This is a genomic window from Pseudomonas sp. P4_C4 (assembly GCF_056402055.1).
Genome location: NZ_JBFUID010000030.1, coordinates 1 through 14,085, shown reverse-complemented (window position 1 = coordinate 14,085; position 14,085 = coordinate 1). Strand labels below are relative to the sequence as shown.

Below are 14,085 nucleotides of genomic sequence, written 5' to 3'. Positions count from 1 at the left end.
AAGCAAGCAATTTTCTGCTTGGGTACAACGCCAACGAAGGATGCACGTCATGACCAGACTGAATGGAAAGACCGCCGTGATCACCGGCGGTGCTACCGGTATCGGCCTCGCCGCAGCGAAGCGCTTCATCGAGGAAGGCGCCTTCGTCTTCATCTTCGGCCGCCGCCAGGAAGCGCTCGACGCCGCCGTGGCCGAGCTCGGGCCCAATGCCCGTGCGGTGAAGGGCTCGGTCTCCGATCAGGCCGACCTCGACCGACTCTACGCGGCGGTGAAGGTCGAGCGCGGAACCCTCGACATCGTCTTCGCCAATGCCGGGGCGGGAAGCCCACTTGCACTCGGCAAGATCACCGCCGAGCACATTGACGAAACCTTCGAGACCAACGTGAAGGGCTTGATCTTCACGGTCCAGAAGGCGCTGCCGCTGATGGGGCAGGGCGGTTCGATCATCCTGACCGGATCGAGCGCCGGCACCACGGGCGCCCCGGCATTCAGCGTCTACAGCGCAAGCAAGGCGGCAGTGCGCAACCTCGCGCGGACCTGGGCGGAGGACCTGAAGGGCACCGGCATCCGGGTCAACGTGCTGTCACCCGGACCGACGGCGACCGAACTCGCGAAGGCAGCGCTAGGCGAGGAAGGCATGAAGGTCTTCGCCGCGATGAATCCGCTCCAGCGCATGGCCGATCCAGCGGAGATCGGAGCGGCGGCCGCGTTTCTCGCATCGCAAGACAGCAGCTTCATGACCGCCAGTGAGGTCGCCGTCGACGGCGGTCTGGCGCAAATCTGATTCGCTACGCCCGAGCGGTCACTCCATTTCATATTCGGAGCCCGCAGGGCGTGGCAAACCAAAGGAGATTTTTATGAGCTACGCAATTATCGGCTTCGGCAAACTCGGCCAGGCGCTTGCCAAGGCGTTTGCCCGCAAAGGCATCGAAGTATCCGTTGCAACCACGCGCGACCCGGAAAGTTTTGCCGCCGATGCGGCCGCGATCGGACCCTCGATCATCCCCAAAAAACTGGTGGAAGCGCTCACGGCGGACATCATCTTTTTGGCTGTCCGTTTTGAGTCGCACCGGGAAGTCGCGAAGGCGCTGCCAACCTGGAAGGGCAAGACCCTCATCGATGTGACCAATGCCTACGGCGTGCCCCCTGAGGAACTGGGAGGGCAGCCTTCTTCCAAGGTCGTCGCGCAGGCCTTCACAGGTGCAAGACTGGTTAAGGGCTTCAACCATTTGGTCGCTGGCGTTCTTGATCAGGACCCGGCCGTACAGGGTGGCAGGAGAGTCGTGTTCCTGGCGAGCGATGACGACGCCGCCGCAGCGGAGATTGGTACGCTGGCGGAAAATCTCGGTTTCTCGCCGATCAAACTGGGCGGGCTTTCGGAAGGTGGACTGCTTGTGCAGGCGCGCGGAAACAGCTGGGGTCAGCTGATCTTTAAGGACTTGGTCAAGTTTGACTGATAGATCGTGATCGTCAATTTTGATGCGATCTTCCTCGTGGAAAAGGGCCGCCACAGTCTGATTGAAGTAAGGGCGACGCCGGCTTCAGGTCCTCGCTGACAGGCCCGCAACTTATACGATTGGATAAGTGCCAAATGCGCCGTGACAGGGCGCGTTTGCCGCCTTGTTCATCCCCCGCTCTCAGGAAAGATGCAACCGCCATTGCGGACCAGCGCCTTCACTTCATCGCTCACCTGCATCGGGTTTTGACTTAATCGAGCCACAAACTCCTCACGGCGCCGCACGTACGACTTCGAATCATGCTTCGCGCTCCAGAGCACAATGTTGATCACAATGGGAATGAGGTCCAGGCCCTTCTCGGTCAACGTGTAAAAGTCCTTGCGCCTGTCGTCGGGGCTGGGCGCCTTCGAGAGAACGCCTTGCTTCTCAAGAAAGGCAAGTCGCGAAGCAAGCACATTGGTCGCGATTCCCTCTTCCGATTTCAGGAAATCGCCATACGTCTTCTTTCCCACAAAAACGATGTCGCGAATGATCAAGAGCGACCAGCGGTCGCCGAAAATCTCCACGCCGTAGTTCACCGCGCAATGGGACCGAAAGTCTTCTTTAAGAGTTGTCTTCATGGCTGGATCTTAGCATCGCTTGCATGTCGCAAGTAAAACTCAGTAGATCGCTTGCTTTTTGCAAGTGAAGTGCCCAGCATGGATCGCACGTTGGATGAGTTCGCCGGATCGCACCAGCAGCCTTGGAATGATCTACCCCATACCTGCAAGGAAACCGCGCATGAGCACTATCAGCATTATCGGCTCAGGTGACATGGCCGCAGCGATCGGCGGCCTTGCCGCCAAAGCCGGACACACCGTCGAGGTGATGAGTCGTGACGCCGCCAAGGCGCGGGCGCTGACCGAGCAGATCGGAGCAGGTGCCACGACAGGAACTTACGGCGCCGCCCTGGCTGGGGATATTGTCATCCTGGCGGTTCCCTACTCCGTCGTTCTCGACGTGGTGAAGCAATACGGCGAAGCACTGGCAGGCAAACTTCTTGTCGACATCACCAACCCCGTCGCCCCCGACTTCACAAGCTTTGTGACCCCTCAGGACAGTTTCGGTGCACAGGAGATCGCCAACGCCGCCCCTACCGACGCCGAAGTCGTCAAGGCGTTCAGCACCCATTTCGCGATCGGCATCAGCCTTCCCGGCTTAGCGCACGCGCACCAGCGCGTCTCGTATCACTCTGCTCAGAAGGGCCAATAACATGCTCGTTTTCGTCACTGGCGGCACCGGCCACGTCGGTTCGTACGTCATCCCCGACCTCATCGCAGCCGGCCACGAGGTCGTCGCTCTGGCAAGGTCAGACGCGTCCGCGTCAGCGGCGTCCGCGCTCGGCGCCAAGGTGCGTCGTGGAGATCTTGCCGACCTCGAAGGGCTCAAGGCGGCGGCGGTCGAGTCCGACGGCGTCATCCACCTCGGATACAGGGCCGAACTGCTTCCGTCCGGCGGGATCGCCGCCTTAGTCGAATCGGAACTCGCGACCGTCCTCGCGTTCGGCGAGGCGCTGGCGGGCACGGATAAGCCACTGGTCGTTGCAGGCAGTATCGGCACGCCCATGAACGTGGGCAGGGCGGCGCCTATCGGCGCACCGGTCAGTCTGGGCCGACCGGCGACCGAGGATGATCCCGCTCTACCTGGCGGCCCGATCAATTCAGGCACTCTGTTGGCACGCAATATCGTGGAAACCGCCGTCGTGGGTCTCGCCGAGCGAGGTGTTAGATCGTCGGTCGTGCGGATTCCCACACTCTTACACAGTGCGACCGGTCGCCTGCAGCTGATCATGCTCTCGAAAACAAAGGGTTTCGCCGGCTATCCGGGAGACGGCAAGAACCGGTGGCCCGCCGTGCACGTCCGCGATCTTGCCTCTCTGTTCCGCCTGGCGCTCGAGAAGGGGGCCGCAGGCAAAACCTGGCACGCGATCGGCGACGAGGGAATCCCGTTCCGCGAGATCGCCGAGGCTATAGCCGCTCGCCTGGGAATACCCGCCGTGAGCATCCCCGCGGACGAACTGATGCTGCCGGGCTACTTTGGGTTCCTGGCGGCAGTGGCCACGCTAGACCTCCCCGCGTCGAACACCATCACCCGCCAGGCTCTTGGCTGGGACCCCGTTCAGCCCGGTCTGATCGAGGACCTGGACAACGGCCATTACTTTGCGCCGACTGACTTGAGCTGACGGCGGGGCGCTGGATCGTTAATGCGCCCGGCACATTCCGCTAGCACCTTTTCCCGCACCCCATCACCCACGAGGAGCACGCATATGCACGTTTTTGTTACTGGCGGCACCGGCCATTCCGGTCCGTACATCATCTCCGATCTTATCGCCGCCGGCCATGAGGTCACTGCCCTGGCTCGGTCCGACACGGCCGCGGCGCAGGCTGCTGCGCTCGGCGCCAAGGTACGTCGCGGCAATCTCGAGGATCTCGACGGGCTAAAGGAAGCGGCCGCAGCCGCGGACGGAGTCATTCACCTCGCGCATCGGCAGGACCTGATTCCAACCGGCGGGATCAACGCCGTTGCGGCCGCGGAACTTGAGATCATGCTCGCCTATGGCGAAGCACTGGCCGGAAGCGCAAAGCCGTTGGTCGCGTCTGGAAGCGTCGGCTCGCCCGGGTGGGAGGGCCTGGGCCGGCCGGCCACCGAGGAGGATCCGCCCCTTCCCGGCGGCGATCCGTACAAGAATACCCTGCGGGTTCGGAACATCGTGGAAACCACGGTGATCGGTCTCGCCGAAAAGGGCATACGGTCTTCGATCGTGCGGATCCCTGAGATCATGCACAGCTCCACCGATAACGCCGGCTTCCTTCCGCTGTTGATCGGGCTGGCCAAGGAAAAAGGTGTCGTCGGCTATCCCGGAGAAGGTGCCAACCGTTGGGGGGCCGTGCATGCCCGTGACCTCGCCACCGTGTTTCGCCTGGCGCTGGAGAAAGGCGCCGCGGGCAGAAGCTGGCATGCAATCGCCGACGTGGCTGTCCCGTACCGCCAGATCGCCGAAGCCATTGCCAGCCGGTTGAATCTGCCGGCCGTGTCTATTCCCGCGGACGTGCTGATGCTGCCTGGCTACTTCGGGTTCCTTGCGAATCTGGTCACGCTGGACACCCCGACATCGAACGCCATCACGCGCCGGGTTCTTGGCTGGGAACCGACCCAGCCCGGACTCTTCGCCGATCTTGATAGCGGTCATTACTTCCCGGCCGACTGATGAGGTGACGGCACACCGCCGGGTCGAACTGCGTCCGGCGGGTGGTCAAGCCGTGACGGCGTAACCCGTCCAGAAACGATGGAAAACTACCCGATTTCAAACGGAGACTGCACATGAACACTATCAGCATCATCGGTTCGGGAGGCATGGCCGCGGCTGTCGGCGGCCGTATCGCCAAGGCCGGACACACCGTCGAGGTGGTCAGCCGCGATCCCGCCAAGGCGCAGGCGCTTGCCGACAAGCTCGCATCCGGAGCGATCACAGGGACTTACGGCGTCACTCCGGCGGGCGACATCGTCATTCTCGCCGTGCCGTACACCAGTGCGGTGGCGGTACTGGCCGACTTTGGGAAAGCGCTCGACGGTAAGGTGATCATCGATATCACCAACCCGGTCGCTCCCGATCTCTCGGGCCTCGTTACCCCCCACGGCAGTTCCGGCGCGCAGGAGATCGCCAAGGGCGCCCCGGCCAGCGCGCATGTCGTCAAGGCGTTCAATACCCTCTTCGGCCAAGTACTTGCCAAGGATGAACGCCTCGACGCGTTCATCGCGGCGGACGATGCGGACGCCAAGGCGCGCGTCTCGACCTTCCTCGAGAGTCTCGGGCTGCGTCCGTTGGATGTCGGCGGCCTGCAGATGGCCCAGACGCTCGAGTGGCTCGGTCTGATGATGATCGGCCTGGCTAAAAACGGCGCCGGCACCTGGGACATCGCCATGAATGTCGATATCGGCTGAATCACCGACACCACGTCCTCACCAGCAGGCCCACAACGTGTCCGATTAGATCGGACACGATCCTGGGTAAAGGAAATGGAGAGATTTCGATGAGCACACAAGAGAATGTCCAGACTGTGAAGAATTTTTTTGCAGCCATGGGCCGCGGCGATGAGCCAGGTCTGCTGGCGTTGTCTGCCGAAGATATCGAGTGGATCATTCCGGGCGAGGACTGGCCGCTGGCCGGCACGCACCGCGGACACCAGGGATTGGTGGATTTGCTTCAGAAGGCTTCCGAATCATCCACGCCTCACGGCTGCCAGATCCCGACATCCTGCGCATCCACCGCCTTGGGCAACAGGCCGGCGGCAAAAAATGCATCGGCGATTTTCTGTTGCTCACCCAACTCGTCGCTTTTGACCGGCTGTACCTGATAGCTGCGATGGCTATTGGCGGTCTCGACCGTATCCAGGCCCAGGTTGCCCCACAACGGACTCAACACCTGAGCCGCCTCACGGGGATTGGTTTTGACCCAGCTACCGGTTTTCTCCAGTTGGTCGTAAACCACCTTGAGCACTTGTGGGTGCTCCTCGGCGTAGCGGGTGCTGGTCAGGTAATAGCGCTTGTAGCTGGCCAGGCCTGCGCCGTCAGCCAACGTGCGGGTTGGCAGTTGGCGTTGGGCGCTGGTGAGGAAGGGTTCCCAGGTGACCCAGGCGTCGACCTTGTTGTTCTCGAAGGCGGCGCGGCCATCAGCGGGCGACAGATAGGCCGGTTGAATGTCCGAGAATTTCAGGCCGGCTTTTGTCAGGGCGGCGATCAACAAATAATGGCTGCCGGCGGCTTTGGTGACGGCCACTTTCTTGCCTTTCAAATCCGCCAATTGATGCAGGGACGAGTCCTTGTGCACGACGATTGCCTGGGCCGAAGGCGAGGGCGCTTCCTGGGCAAAGTAGGTCAGTCTGGCCTGCGCGGCCTGGGCGAAGATCGGCACGGTGTCCGCCACGTCGGCGCTGATGTCGACATTGCCGACATTCAGCGCCTCCAGCAGAGGCAGGCCGCTTGGAAACTCATGCCAGCTCACGTCGATGTTCTGTTGCGCGAGGGTTTTATCCAGGGTGCCTTGAGTCTTCAACAGGGTGATGAGGGTCGATGACTTCTGGTAGCCGATCCGCAGCGTTTCCCGCGCCTGGGACGGCAGGGAGAACGTCAAGGCCAGCGCAACGACCAGACCGGCCAGCACGGGACGACGGAATTTTGCTTCAGTGTATGGGGTGGATTTCGACATGGCACGCTCGATATCAGGAAAAGAAAGGTTCGACTGACCTGAATAATATGGTTATAAAAAATACTTTATAAATACTTTTTAAGAATTAGCTTAGTGGGGTTTTCTTCCGTCAGAACGCGTACTGCAAGCGGGTGTAGTAGTACCCACCCGTGAAGCCGAACGGTGAAAAGCTGCCCCAGTTGTCGCCGAACGAAGAGTTGGGTACACCGATATGATCGGGGTATTTGTCGAACAGGTTCTGCGCGCCGACGGCGACGGTCAGCTGTTTGGTCAGTGCGTACGCGACATCGAGGTCGGTGATCCACTTGGCGGAATATTCGCGGTCCAGGCTCGGATCGGCGGAACTGTTGACCTCGGTGTAGGTGCCGAAACGGGTCAGGCGCAGGTTGACGTCGAAGTCGTGGATCGCCCAGTCGGCGGAGAAAATCGCCTTGCTGCTGGGGGAGGTCTTGGTAATCAGCGCACGGGCCTGGCGACCGAGCAGTTGATAGCTGCTGTTCAGGGCCGTGAGTTGCGACGGGGTATCGTTGACGCTGAGGATTTGCGTGTGGTTGTAGTTCAGCGCCGCGGTCCATCTCACCGAGCCGAAGCTGTTCAGGTTCTGCCAGTAATTACCCACCACATCGACCCCTGAGGTGCGAGTGCTGGCGCCGTTGGTGAAGAATTGCGCCCCGGCGGTGGCCGGCACGCCGATGCTGTCGAGCAGGGCGGCGACGCCAGGGCCCTGGAAGCGTTCACTGAGTACCAGGCGATCACGCAGGTTGATCACGTAGCCGTCCACCGTCAGGCTCAGGTTTTCGCTCGGGGTCAGGGCGAAGCCGAGGCTGAAGTTGGTGGAGCGCTCGGGTTTCAATGGTTCTGCGCCCAGCGCCTGGGCACCCGCCGAGTCCACCGGCAGAATCACGTAGTTGTAGGACTGGTAGACGCCATTGATGGTGTCGAACCCGGTCGAGCGGGCGGTGAAGACCTCGTTGGCCAGCGACGGCGCGCGAAAGCCATTGCTGATGGTGCCGCGCACCGAAAACACCGGGTTGAACTCGTAGCGGGTACTGAGCTTGCCGCTGCGCGTACTGCCCACGCCTTCGTTGTAATGCTCATAGCGCGCCGCGACGCCCAGGTACCACTGCTCGACAGGGTAGAAGCCCAGGTCGATGTAGCTGGCGACGTTGTTGCGACTGACCTTTTGCTCATCGTCCGGGGTGATGCCGTTGGTGACCTGCGCGCCGGGATCGGGACGTTGGCCGGCGCGCGGATGGCCGGCCGGGAACACGTAGCCGCCGTCAATGTAAGAGGCTTCGGAGCCCGCCCGGGTCTCGTAGCCATCGCGTCGATGCTCGAACCCAAAGGCGACATCCAGTGGCTTGACCAGGCCGATGTCGTAGCTGTTTTTCAGGTCCAGGTTACTGGTCCACTGATCGGCGATGAAGATGCCGGAGGTGAATTTGTTCGGGGTGTTTTCCCCCAGTGACGGGTTCTGGTTGTCATAGGTGCGCTGCTTGGCGTAGTTGCGTCCGTAAGTGCTGCTCAGGTCCCAGGCCCAACCGCCGATATCGTCACCCCTGGCGCCGAAGGCTGACTGGAAGTCGGTCTCGTTGATCAACCAGTAAGGGCTGTAGCCGTCGGGGAAGCCGTTGGGACCGGTGGTGATGGTGTTGCGGCCGCTGGGCAGGCGGAAATTCTGGCCGTCGTTGTTTTCCCGCGTAGCCAGTGTCGAGAACGAGTACAGCGTGACGGCATCGTTCAGGGGCAGGTCGAGGTTGTAGGCAGCATCCGCCAACTGGCTGCGCGGCAAGCCGTAGCCTTTGTAAGTGTGATGGCTGGCCGTGGCCTCGCGCGGGTCGGGCGAACCGTCCGCCAATGGATAGTAATGTGAGCTGTAACCGTTGCTGCCGGCCTTGTTGTCACGCTCCTGGTAGCGGGTATCGAGCGAGACATTGAACACGCCGGCGTCCCCGACTTCGAAGCCATAGTTGAGCGCTTCTTGCCCGGTACCGCGTTTGCCGTCGTAGTTCTGGCCCAGGATCGTGTCCGAGCTGCCGCCGGTGGTCTGCTTGAGGATGATGTTGATCACCCCGGAGATGGCATCGGAACCGTATTGGGCGGCCGCGCCATCACGCAGCACCTCGATATGATCGATGGCGGCCACCGGAATCAGGTCGAGGTCGCTGGGCGCCGCGCCGCTGTTGATGCCGTTGATGTTCAGCGTCGCACTGGTATGCCGGCGCTTGCCGTTGACCAGTACCAGCACGTGGGACGCGGTCAGGCCGCGCAGGGTGGCCGAGCGCACCACGCCGCTGGCATCCCAACCCGCCCGGTCGGGCAGGTTGAACGACGGAATGAATTTACTCAGCGCCTCCAGCAGGCTCGGTTTGCCGACCGAGCGCAGTTGATCGCCGGTCACCACGTCGATCGGTGTCGGGCTGGTGGTGACGGTGCGTTGCTCGGTGCCGCGGTTGCCCGTGACAACCACGGTGTTGAGGGTCGGCGAGCTGGTTTCGGCGGCCTCGATGCTGAACGAGGCGAGGCCGCAGGCAAACGACAGCGGGACTAACAAGGGACGAAAGGAAGGCGCCGTTCGACGCACCGGGCAGTTGAGCATGAAGGTGAAACTCCTGAATGGCGGGTGAATTCCGTGTCACTTCTTGCGAGCGGCGACGGCTTCGATTTCGACCAGGCCGCCGGGCAGCGGCAGGGCCACCACTTGAATGGCGGTACGTGCCGGTTTGTTCGGTTGCGCGGTGCTGCCGAAGAACGGCGTATAGCCTTCTTGCAGTCCGGCAAAATCCAGCTTGCCGCTCTTGGCCGGATCTCCCACCAGGAACACCCGCAGTTGCACCACATCGCCGAGCCCAAGCCCCTGGGCTTCCAATACGCCCTTGAGCTTGTTGAGAATCGAAGTGGTCTGGGTTGCGGTGTCGCCATAGGCGGCAAAAGAATCCTTAGGCGCTTTCGGGTCGTGCAGGTCGGCCAGCAGGCCACTGACGAACAGCAGGTCGGTTTGTGCCGGCACGGACACCGCCAGCGAAATCGGAAAGTTCGAGTTGGGCAGGGCGATACGTTTGATCTCGTCGGCGTGGCTGCCAAGGGTGGTCGCGGTCATGAGCAGTCCTGTCAGCAAAGTGATGGCTTTCATCGTTCAATCCTTTTATTGAGTGAGTCAGGCGGCAACGCCCGGTTGATTGCGTTCGGCATGTCGGCCGATCAGCGAAACGATGCGCCGCGCCGAGTCGGCGGCGCTGTTCTGCCAGATGCCGACGCCGCCATGGGCCAGGGCATCGCTGGCCAGATAGGTGCGGCCCTGAGGTTCATTAAGAATCTGGTAGGCGCTTTCACCGACCTCGTCGTTGACGATCCACGGGCCTTTGCTGAACGGCACCTTGGCCCAGTTGATGGCCACCGGTTTTTGCAGCTTGGTGCTGTGTCCGGGGTGCAGCAGTTCCACGGCTTGCCGGGACGAGGTGAACTGTTCGGCGAGGGATTTTTTGCTGAAGGCCTGGGCCGATTCGCTGGTGTTGTAGGCGGCGACCAGAATTCCTTGTGCGCTATTGAGGCGATCGCTGGGGTACCACAAGCCTTTGACTTCATGGTCCAGGTAGGAAAGGCCACCGTAGATGTTGAAGTCAGTTTCCCAGAACCGCGGCGACTGCCAGGCGACCTTGTTCGCCTGATCGCTTTGTGCGGTCTCAATTGCTTGCTTGAACGGTTGGCTGAAGTTGCTCGGCAACTTCGCCAGTAGCGGCAGCGGCACGGTGACGATGGCGTAATCAGCGGTCAGGGTCTGGGTGGTACCGGTCTTGCGGTCGCGGTAGGCGATGCGGCTGCCTTGCTCGGAAGTCTGGATGTCACTGACTTCGGCATTGAAGCGCACCGCATCCTTGAGTTTTTCGTAGAACGCATAGGGAATGCGGTCCATGCCACCGACCGGCTGGAACATGGTCGAGGAAAACTCCGGTATCTCATCGAATACCAACGCGCCCCAGAGCTTGGGATTGAGCAGGGTTTGCAGTTCCAGCGGTGCGCGGGTGATACCGGTTTGATCACCCGCGCCGGGCACCCGTGTGTACCCCGAGCGCACCGAACCTTTGTATTGAAGGTCGGCATTCAGGTCGCCATAGACCTTGAGGAAACTCAGCAGCGCCTTGCGGTCGTCGGCGCTCAAGTCCTGGTCCAGAGCCTTGCGGCTGACGGTTCGCGCCAGCAACTCGGACAGTTGCCCACGCGTGTCGTTGACCGCCTGGCGCAACTGGAATGCCGGTTGTTTCTGGTCCGGCAAGGCCAGTGCGTTGCGGCTGCTGTTGACCAGCACTTGCAGCTCTACGCCCAACTCACGGCAGTAGCCGAGGATGGTCTGGTGATGGCTGGGGATGCGCGCAGGGCCTGCGTTGAAGAACTGCCCGTCATCGAAGTCGACTGTCTGGCTGATGCCATCGTCGAAATCGACTTTGGTACCGCGACGCAAGGTCCAGTTGCGCCCGCCCACCCGTTCGCGGGCTTCAAGTATGGTGACGGTAAAACCAGCCTTGCGCAGTTCATAGGCACTGACCAGGCCGGAAATGCCGGCACCGACCACCACCACATGCTTGCCTTTGCCACTGCTGCCCAGTTGCAGCGGATTGAAAGTCGATGCCACGGCCTGAGGCGTCAGCCCCAGCGCACCGAGGGCGCTGACAGCAGCGGAATAGCCACCAACGGCGGCAATGCGGGAAATCAGTTCCCTGCGGGTGAAAGCCATAGTGATGCTCCTTAAGTACAGCTTTGGAATGAATCCTCTGTAGGAGCTGCCGAAGGCTGCGATCTTTTGATTTTGTTTCTTAAGATCAACGTCAAAAGATCGCAGCCTGCGGCAGCTCCTACGGGTGTTTGCGTTTGGGGTTAAAGGTCGTAGCGCACGGACAACAAGAGGGTTCGCGGGTCGTTGATCGCGTAGTAGCGGGCGCCACTGGACGGCACGAAGCCGACCGATTGCGGGTAAGCGCGATCGAGCAGGTTTTTCACCGACAGCGTGGTAGTCCAGTGGCCGTCGCCGGAGATGTAGCGGGTGTTGGCGTTCCAGAAGGTCTGCTGGGGGATTTCCTGGATGTCGTCGTTCAGAGCGTTGGCGAAGGACTTGGTCTGGAACTGGGCATCAGTGCCGGCCAGCCAGGTGCCAGGCAATCCAGCCGGGATGGTGTAGTTGAGGCCGACGCTGGCGTTCCAGCGCGGTGAAAACACCAGCTGCTTGCCATTGGCGTCGACACCCGCGCCACCGGCGTTTTGGAAATCGTCGTACTGGCTTTCCAGGTAGCCGACGTTGGCGGTCAGTTGCAGGTCGTTGGTCAGTGCGGTCAGGGTTTCCAGCTCGACGCCGTAGGTGTGCGCCTTGCCGACGTTGGTCCGCAGGCTGACACCCAGCGCCGGGTCATAGGCGTTGGTCTGCAGGTCTTTGTAGTCGTTATAGAACAGCGCGAGGTTGGCACGCAGGCGACGGTCGAAGAAGTCACCCTTGAAGCCGGTTTCCCAGGTGGTCACGTCTTCCGGTGAAAACGCCTGTTCGGCGGCGGCCTTGGTTGGCGCGCGGTTGTCAAAGCCACCGGCCTTGAACCCCTTGGCCACGTAGGCGTACTGGTTCAGGTGCGGGGTCCAGGCGTACTCGAAGCCGAGTTTCGGGCTGGTGGACTGCCACGATTTGCTTGAGTCGGCGCTGAAGTTGGTCCCTGTGATCTGTCGGCTGGTGGTGATGGCGTAGTTGGTGTAATCGAAATTCTTGTGCTCGCGGGTAAACCGCAGTCCGGCGATCAGCGCCAGCTGTGGCGTGATGTTGTAACTGCCCTGGCCATAAAGGGCGTAGCTCTCGGTATTGGTTGTGCTGTACTGGCCCTGGCCGATCACCCGGTTGCGCGCGATGGAAAAGGTCAGGTTGTCGCGCTCGGCGTCGAAACTTTCGTGGTACAGGTACAGGCCGGTGCTGAAGCTGAAATCGTCGTAGTCGCCGTTGAGCTGCAATTCCTGGGTGGCGTAGTCCTGGTTGTAGGTGATCAGGTTGTTCTGAATCAGGGCTGCCTGCCCCGAGTTGTCATAGTCCACCGGTTGGTTGAATGCGGAGTAGGCAGTCACCGATTTGACGTTCAGATGGTCGTCAATCGTGTAGATCGCGCGCAGCACCGAGCTGCCCTGGTCGAGTCGGTTTTTCGGATTGAGGCTGCTGTAGCTCTTGAATTTATCGAAGTGACCGTTGGCATCGAATGGCGTGTAACTGGTGGTATCGCCACGGTCAAACGTACCGGCCAGGGTCAGTTGTACATCCCAGGGCGAATCGTCGGGGTTGTAGCGCAGCTTGCCGCGATAGGACTGGATGTCGATGTTGTTCACATCGGTGTGGCGTGTCGGGTTGGAGACGGTGCCGTCACGGGTCAGGCGAATCGCCGAGAAGCTGCCGAACAATGCGTTGTCCACCAGCGGACCGCTGATCAGCAGGCGGCCGTTCTGCGCGTTGTAGTCACCGGCGCCGAGTTCGAAGAAACCACGGGTTTGCTGGGTCGGATCGCGGGTGATCACGCGGATCGCACCGGCGCTGCTGTTCCGCCCATACAGCGTGCCTTGCGGGCCGCGCAGCACTTCGACGCGTTCGACGTCGTTGAAGTCGAGCATCGAGGAAATGGCCCGCGGGATGTACAGGTCATCGGCGTAGACCGCGACGGCCGACTCCTGGATCGGGTCGGTTTCACCGATGCCACGTATCCCGTAGGTCTGTGCGCTGTAGGAGATCGACTGGCGGCTGAGGGTCAGGTTCGGTACCTGCCCGGAGAGGTCGCGAATGCTTTTGATCTGCTTGTCTTCGAGGGCCTTTTCGTCGAAGGCGGAAATTGCCAGCGGGGTCTTTTGCAGGTCTTCGCTGTGGTGTTCGGCGGTGACGGTAACGACAGGGAGGGCACCATCCTTGGTGTTTTCTTCGGCGTGAGCCGACAAGCCGAATATCGCCAGCGACACGGCCAGCGTCAGACGGTTTGAGCGGAAAGTGGTGTGCATGGTGAGCCCCGGGTGTGTAAGTGCTGCGTTGGCGTTGTCGGTTTTTTTGGGCAAAGCGTTGCCGGGGCCGTGGTTTGAGGACCATGGCAGCGGTGGCTTGAGCCGGTTTCTGGTTTGGGTGCAGCGGTTGACCGTGGAATGGTGTCGGCCGGAAAGCGGTAGTTCCGTGGGCCTCCACCTGGTCAGGGGTCGGTGATGGTTGTAACGATATTTATATAAGTAGCGGCTGTAAAAGTCCGATTAGTTATAAGTTAATTATAAAAAATAGGCATTAAATAGTTAATAAAAATGCGTAAGTCTGATGTTGTGTGTTGGCCGTAAAAACGAAATCGCGGGCAAGCCACGCTCCCACAGCTTTTGCATTATCTGTGGGGTGGG

12 protein-coding genes are annotated in these 14,085 nt (G+C 61.0%); 6 read left to right on the top strand and 6 right to left on the bottom strand.

Annotated features, from left to right (window positions below; all coding sequences use genetic code 11):
• Nucleotides 1-49: 49 nt before the first annotated feature.
• The gene (locus AC1DXW_RS16575) at nt 50-784 is read left to right on the top strand and encodes an SDR family NAD(P)-dependent oxidoreductase (protein WP_477754387.1); all 735 of its coding nucleotides are present in this window, start codon (nt 50-52) and stop codon (nt 782-784) included.
• A 73-nt stretch (nt 785-857) separates the two neighbouring features.
• Nucleotides 858-1,457, top strand: a complete 600-nt coding sequence (locus AC1DXW_RS16570; protein ID WP_477754386.1) for an NADPH-dependent F420 reductase — start codon at nt 858-860, stop codon at nt 1,455-1,457.
• 167 nt (nt 1,458-1,624) lie between these two features.
• Here AC1DXW_RS16570 and AC1DXW_RS16565 read toward each other — a convergent pair whose 3' ends face one another.
• Complete coding sequence (locus AC1DXW_RS16565) at nt 1,625-2,077, bottom strand: winged helix-turn-helix transcriptional regulator (protein WP_477754385.1); 453 nt, start codon at nt 2,075-2,077, stop codon at nt 1,625-1,627.
• A 160-nt stretch (nt 2,078-2,237) separates the two neighbouring features.
• Here AC1DXW_RS16565 and AC1DXW_RS16560 point away from each other — a divergent pair, with 160 nt between their 5' ends.
• From AC1DXW_RS16560 to AC1DXW_RS16545, 4 genes are all read left to right on the top strand, one after another.
• On the top strand, nt 2,238-2,708 hold the full coding sequence (locus AC1DXW_RS16560; protein WP_477754384.1) for an NADPH-dependent F420 reductase: 471 nt from the start codon (nt 2,238-2,240) through the stop codon (nt 2,706-2,708).
• A 1-nt stretch (nt 2,709) separates the two neighbouring features.
• Nucleotides 2,710-3,678, top strand: a complete 969-nt coding sequence (locus AC1DXW_RS16555) for an SDR family oxidoreductase (RefSeq protein WP_477754383.1) — start codon at nt 2,710-2,712, stop codon at nt 3,676-3,678.
• Between the two features lie 84 nt (nt 3,679-3,762).
• Entirely contained in the window at nt 3,763-4,704 is a 942-nt protein-coding gene (locus AC1DXW_RS16550; protein WP_477754382.1) for an SDR family oxidoreductase, read from the top strand.
• A 113-nt stretch (nt 4,705-4,817) separates the two neighbouring features.
• On the top strand, nt 4,818-5,438 hold the full coding sequence (locus tag AC1DXW_RS16545) for an NADPH-dependent F420 reductase (protein WP_477754381.1): 621 nt from the start codon (nt 4,818-4,820) through the stop codon (nt 5,436-5,438).
• A 289-nt stretch (nt 5,439-5,727) separates the two neighbouring features.
• Here AC1DXW_RS16545 and AC1DXW_RS16540 read toward each other — a convergent pair whose 3' ends face one another.
• The 5 genes from AC1DXW_RS16540 to AC1DXW_RS16520 all read right to left on the bottom strand — a co-directional run bounded on the left by AC1DXW_RS16540 (nt 5,728) and on the right by AC1DXW_RS16520 (nt 13,707).
• Nucleotides 5,728-6,702, bottom strand: a complete 975-nt coding sequence (locus AC1DXW_RS16540; RefSeq protein ID WP_477754380.1) for an aliphatic sulfonate ABC transporter substrate-binding protein — start codon at nt 6,700-6,702, stop codon at nt 5,728-5,730.
• A gap of 109 nt (nt 6,703-6,811) precedes the next feature.
• Nucleotides 6,812-9,301, bottom strand: a complete 2,490-nt coding sequence (locus tag AC1DXW_RS16535) for a TonB-dependent receptor plug domain-containing protein (RefSeq protein WP_477754379.1) — start codon at nt 9,299-9,301, stop codon at nt 6,812-6,814.
• Between the two features lie 36 nt (nt 9,302-9,337).
• Nucleotides 9,338-9,835 (bottom strand): RidA family protein, encoded by a 498-nt coding sequence (locus tag AC1DXW_RS16530; protein ID WP_477754378.1) that lies wholly within the window; start codon nt 9,833-9,835, stop codon nt 9,338-9,340.
• Between the two features lie 24 nt (nt 9,836-9,859).
• Nucleotides 9,860-11,434, bottom strand: coding sequence for a flavin monoamine oxidase family protein (locus AC1DXW_RS16525; protein WP_477754377.1), 1,575 nt, complete (start codon nt 11,432-11,434; stop codon nt 9,860-9,862).
• 140 nt (nt 11,435-11,574) lie between these two features.
• On the bottom strand, nt 11,575-13,707 hold the full coding sequence (locus AC1DXW_RS16520) for a TonB-dependent receptor (RefSeq protein ID WP_477760221.1): 2,133 nt from the start codon (nt 13,705-13,707) through the stop codon (nt 11,575-11,577).
• Nucleotides 13,708-14,085 lie beyond the last annotated feature (378 nt).

Bases quoted from the DNA above. Each gene is read 5' to 3' on its own strand.
- AC1DXW_RS16555 (WP_477754383.1), top strand. From the start codon at position 2,710: ATGCTCGTTTTCGTCACTGGCGGCACCGGCCACGTCGGTTCGTACGTC.
- AC1DXW_RS16545 (WP_477754381.1), top strand. From the start codon at position 4,818: ATGAACACTATCAGCATCATCGGTTCGGGAGGCATGGCCGCGGCTGTC.
- AC1DXW_RS16560 (WP_477754384.1), top strand. From the start codon at position 2,238: ATGAGCACTATCAGCATTATCGGCTCAGGTGACATGGCCGCAGCGATC.
- AC1DXW_RS16570 (WP_477754386.1), top strand. From the start codon at position 858: ATGAGCTACGCAATTATCGGCTTCGGCAAACTCGGCCAGGCGCTTGCC.
- AC1DXW_RS16575 (WP_477754387.1), top strand. From the start codon at position 50: ATGACCAGACTGAATGGAAAGACCGCCGTGATCACCGGCGGTGCTACC.
- AC1DXW_RS16550 (WP_477754382.1), top strand. From the start codon at position 3,763: ATGCACGTTTTTGTTACTGGCGGCACCGGCCATTCCGGTCCGTACATC.
- AC1DXW_RS16525 (WP_477754377.1), bottom strand. From the start codon at position 11,434: ATGGCTTTCACCCGCAGGGAACTGATTTCCCGCATTGCCGCCGTTGGT.
- AC1DXW_RS16530 (WP_477754378.1), bottom strand. From the start codon at position 9,835: ATGAAAGCCATCACTTTGCTGACAGGACTGCTCATGACCGCGACCACC.
- AC1DXW_RS16540 (WP_477754380.1), bottom strand. From the start codon at position 6,702: ATGTCGAAATCCACCCCATACACTGAAGCAAAATTCCGTCGTCCCGTG.
- AC1DXW_RS16520 (WP_477760221.1), bottom strand. From the start codon at position 13,707: ATGCACACCACTTTCCGCTCAAACCGTCTGACGCTGGCCGTGTCGCTG.
- AC1DXW_RS16565 (WP_477754385.1), bottom strand. From the start codon at position 2,077: ATGAAGACAACTCTTAAAGAAGACTTTCGGTCCCATTGCGCGGTGAAC.
- AC1DXW_RS16535 (WP_477754379.1), bottom strand. From the start codon at position 9,301: ATGCTCAACTGCCCGGTGCGTCGAACGGCGCCTTCCTTTCGTCCCTTG.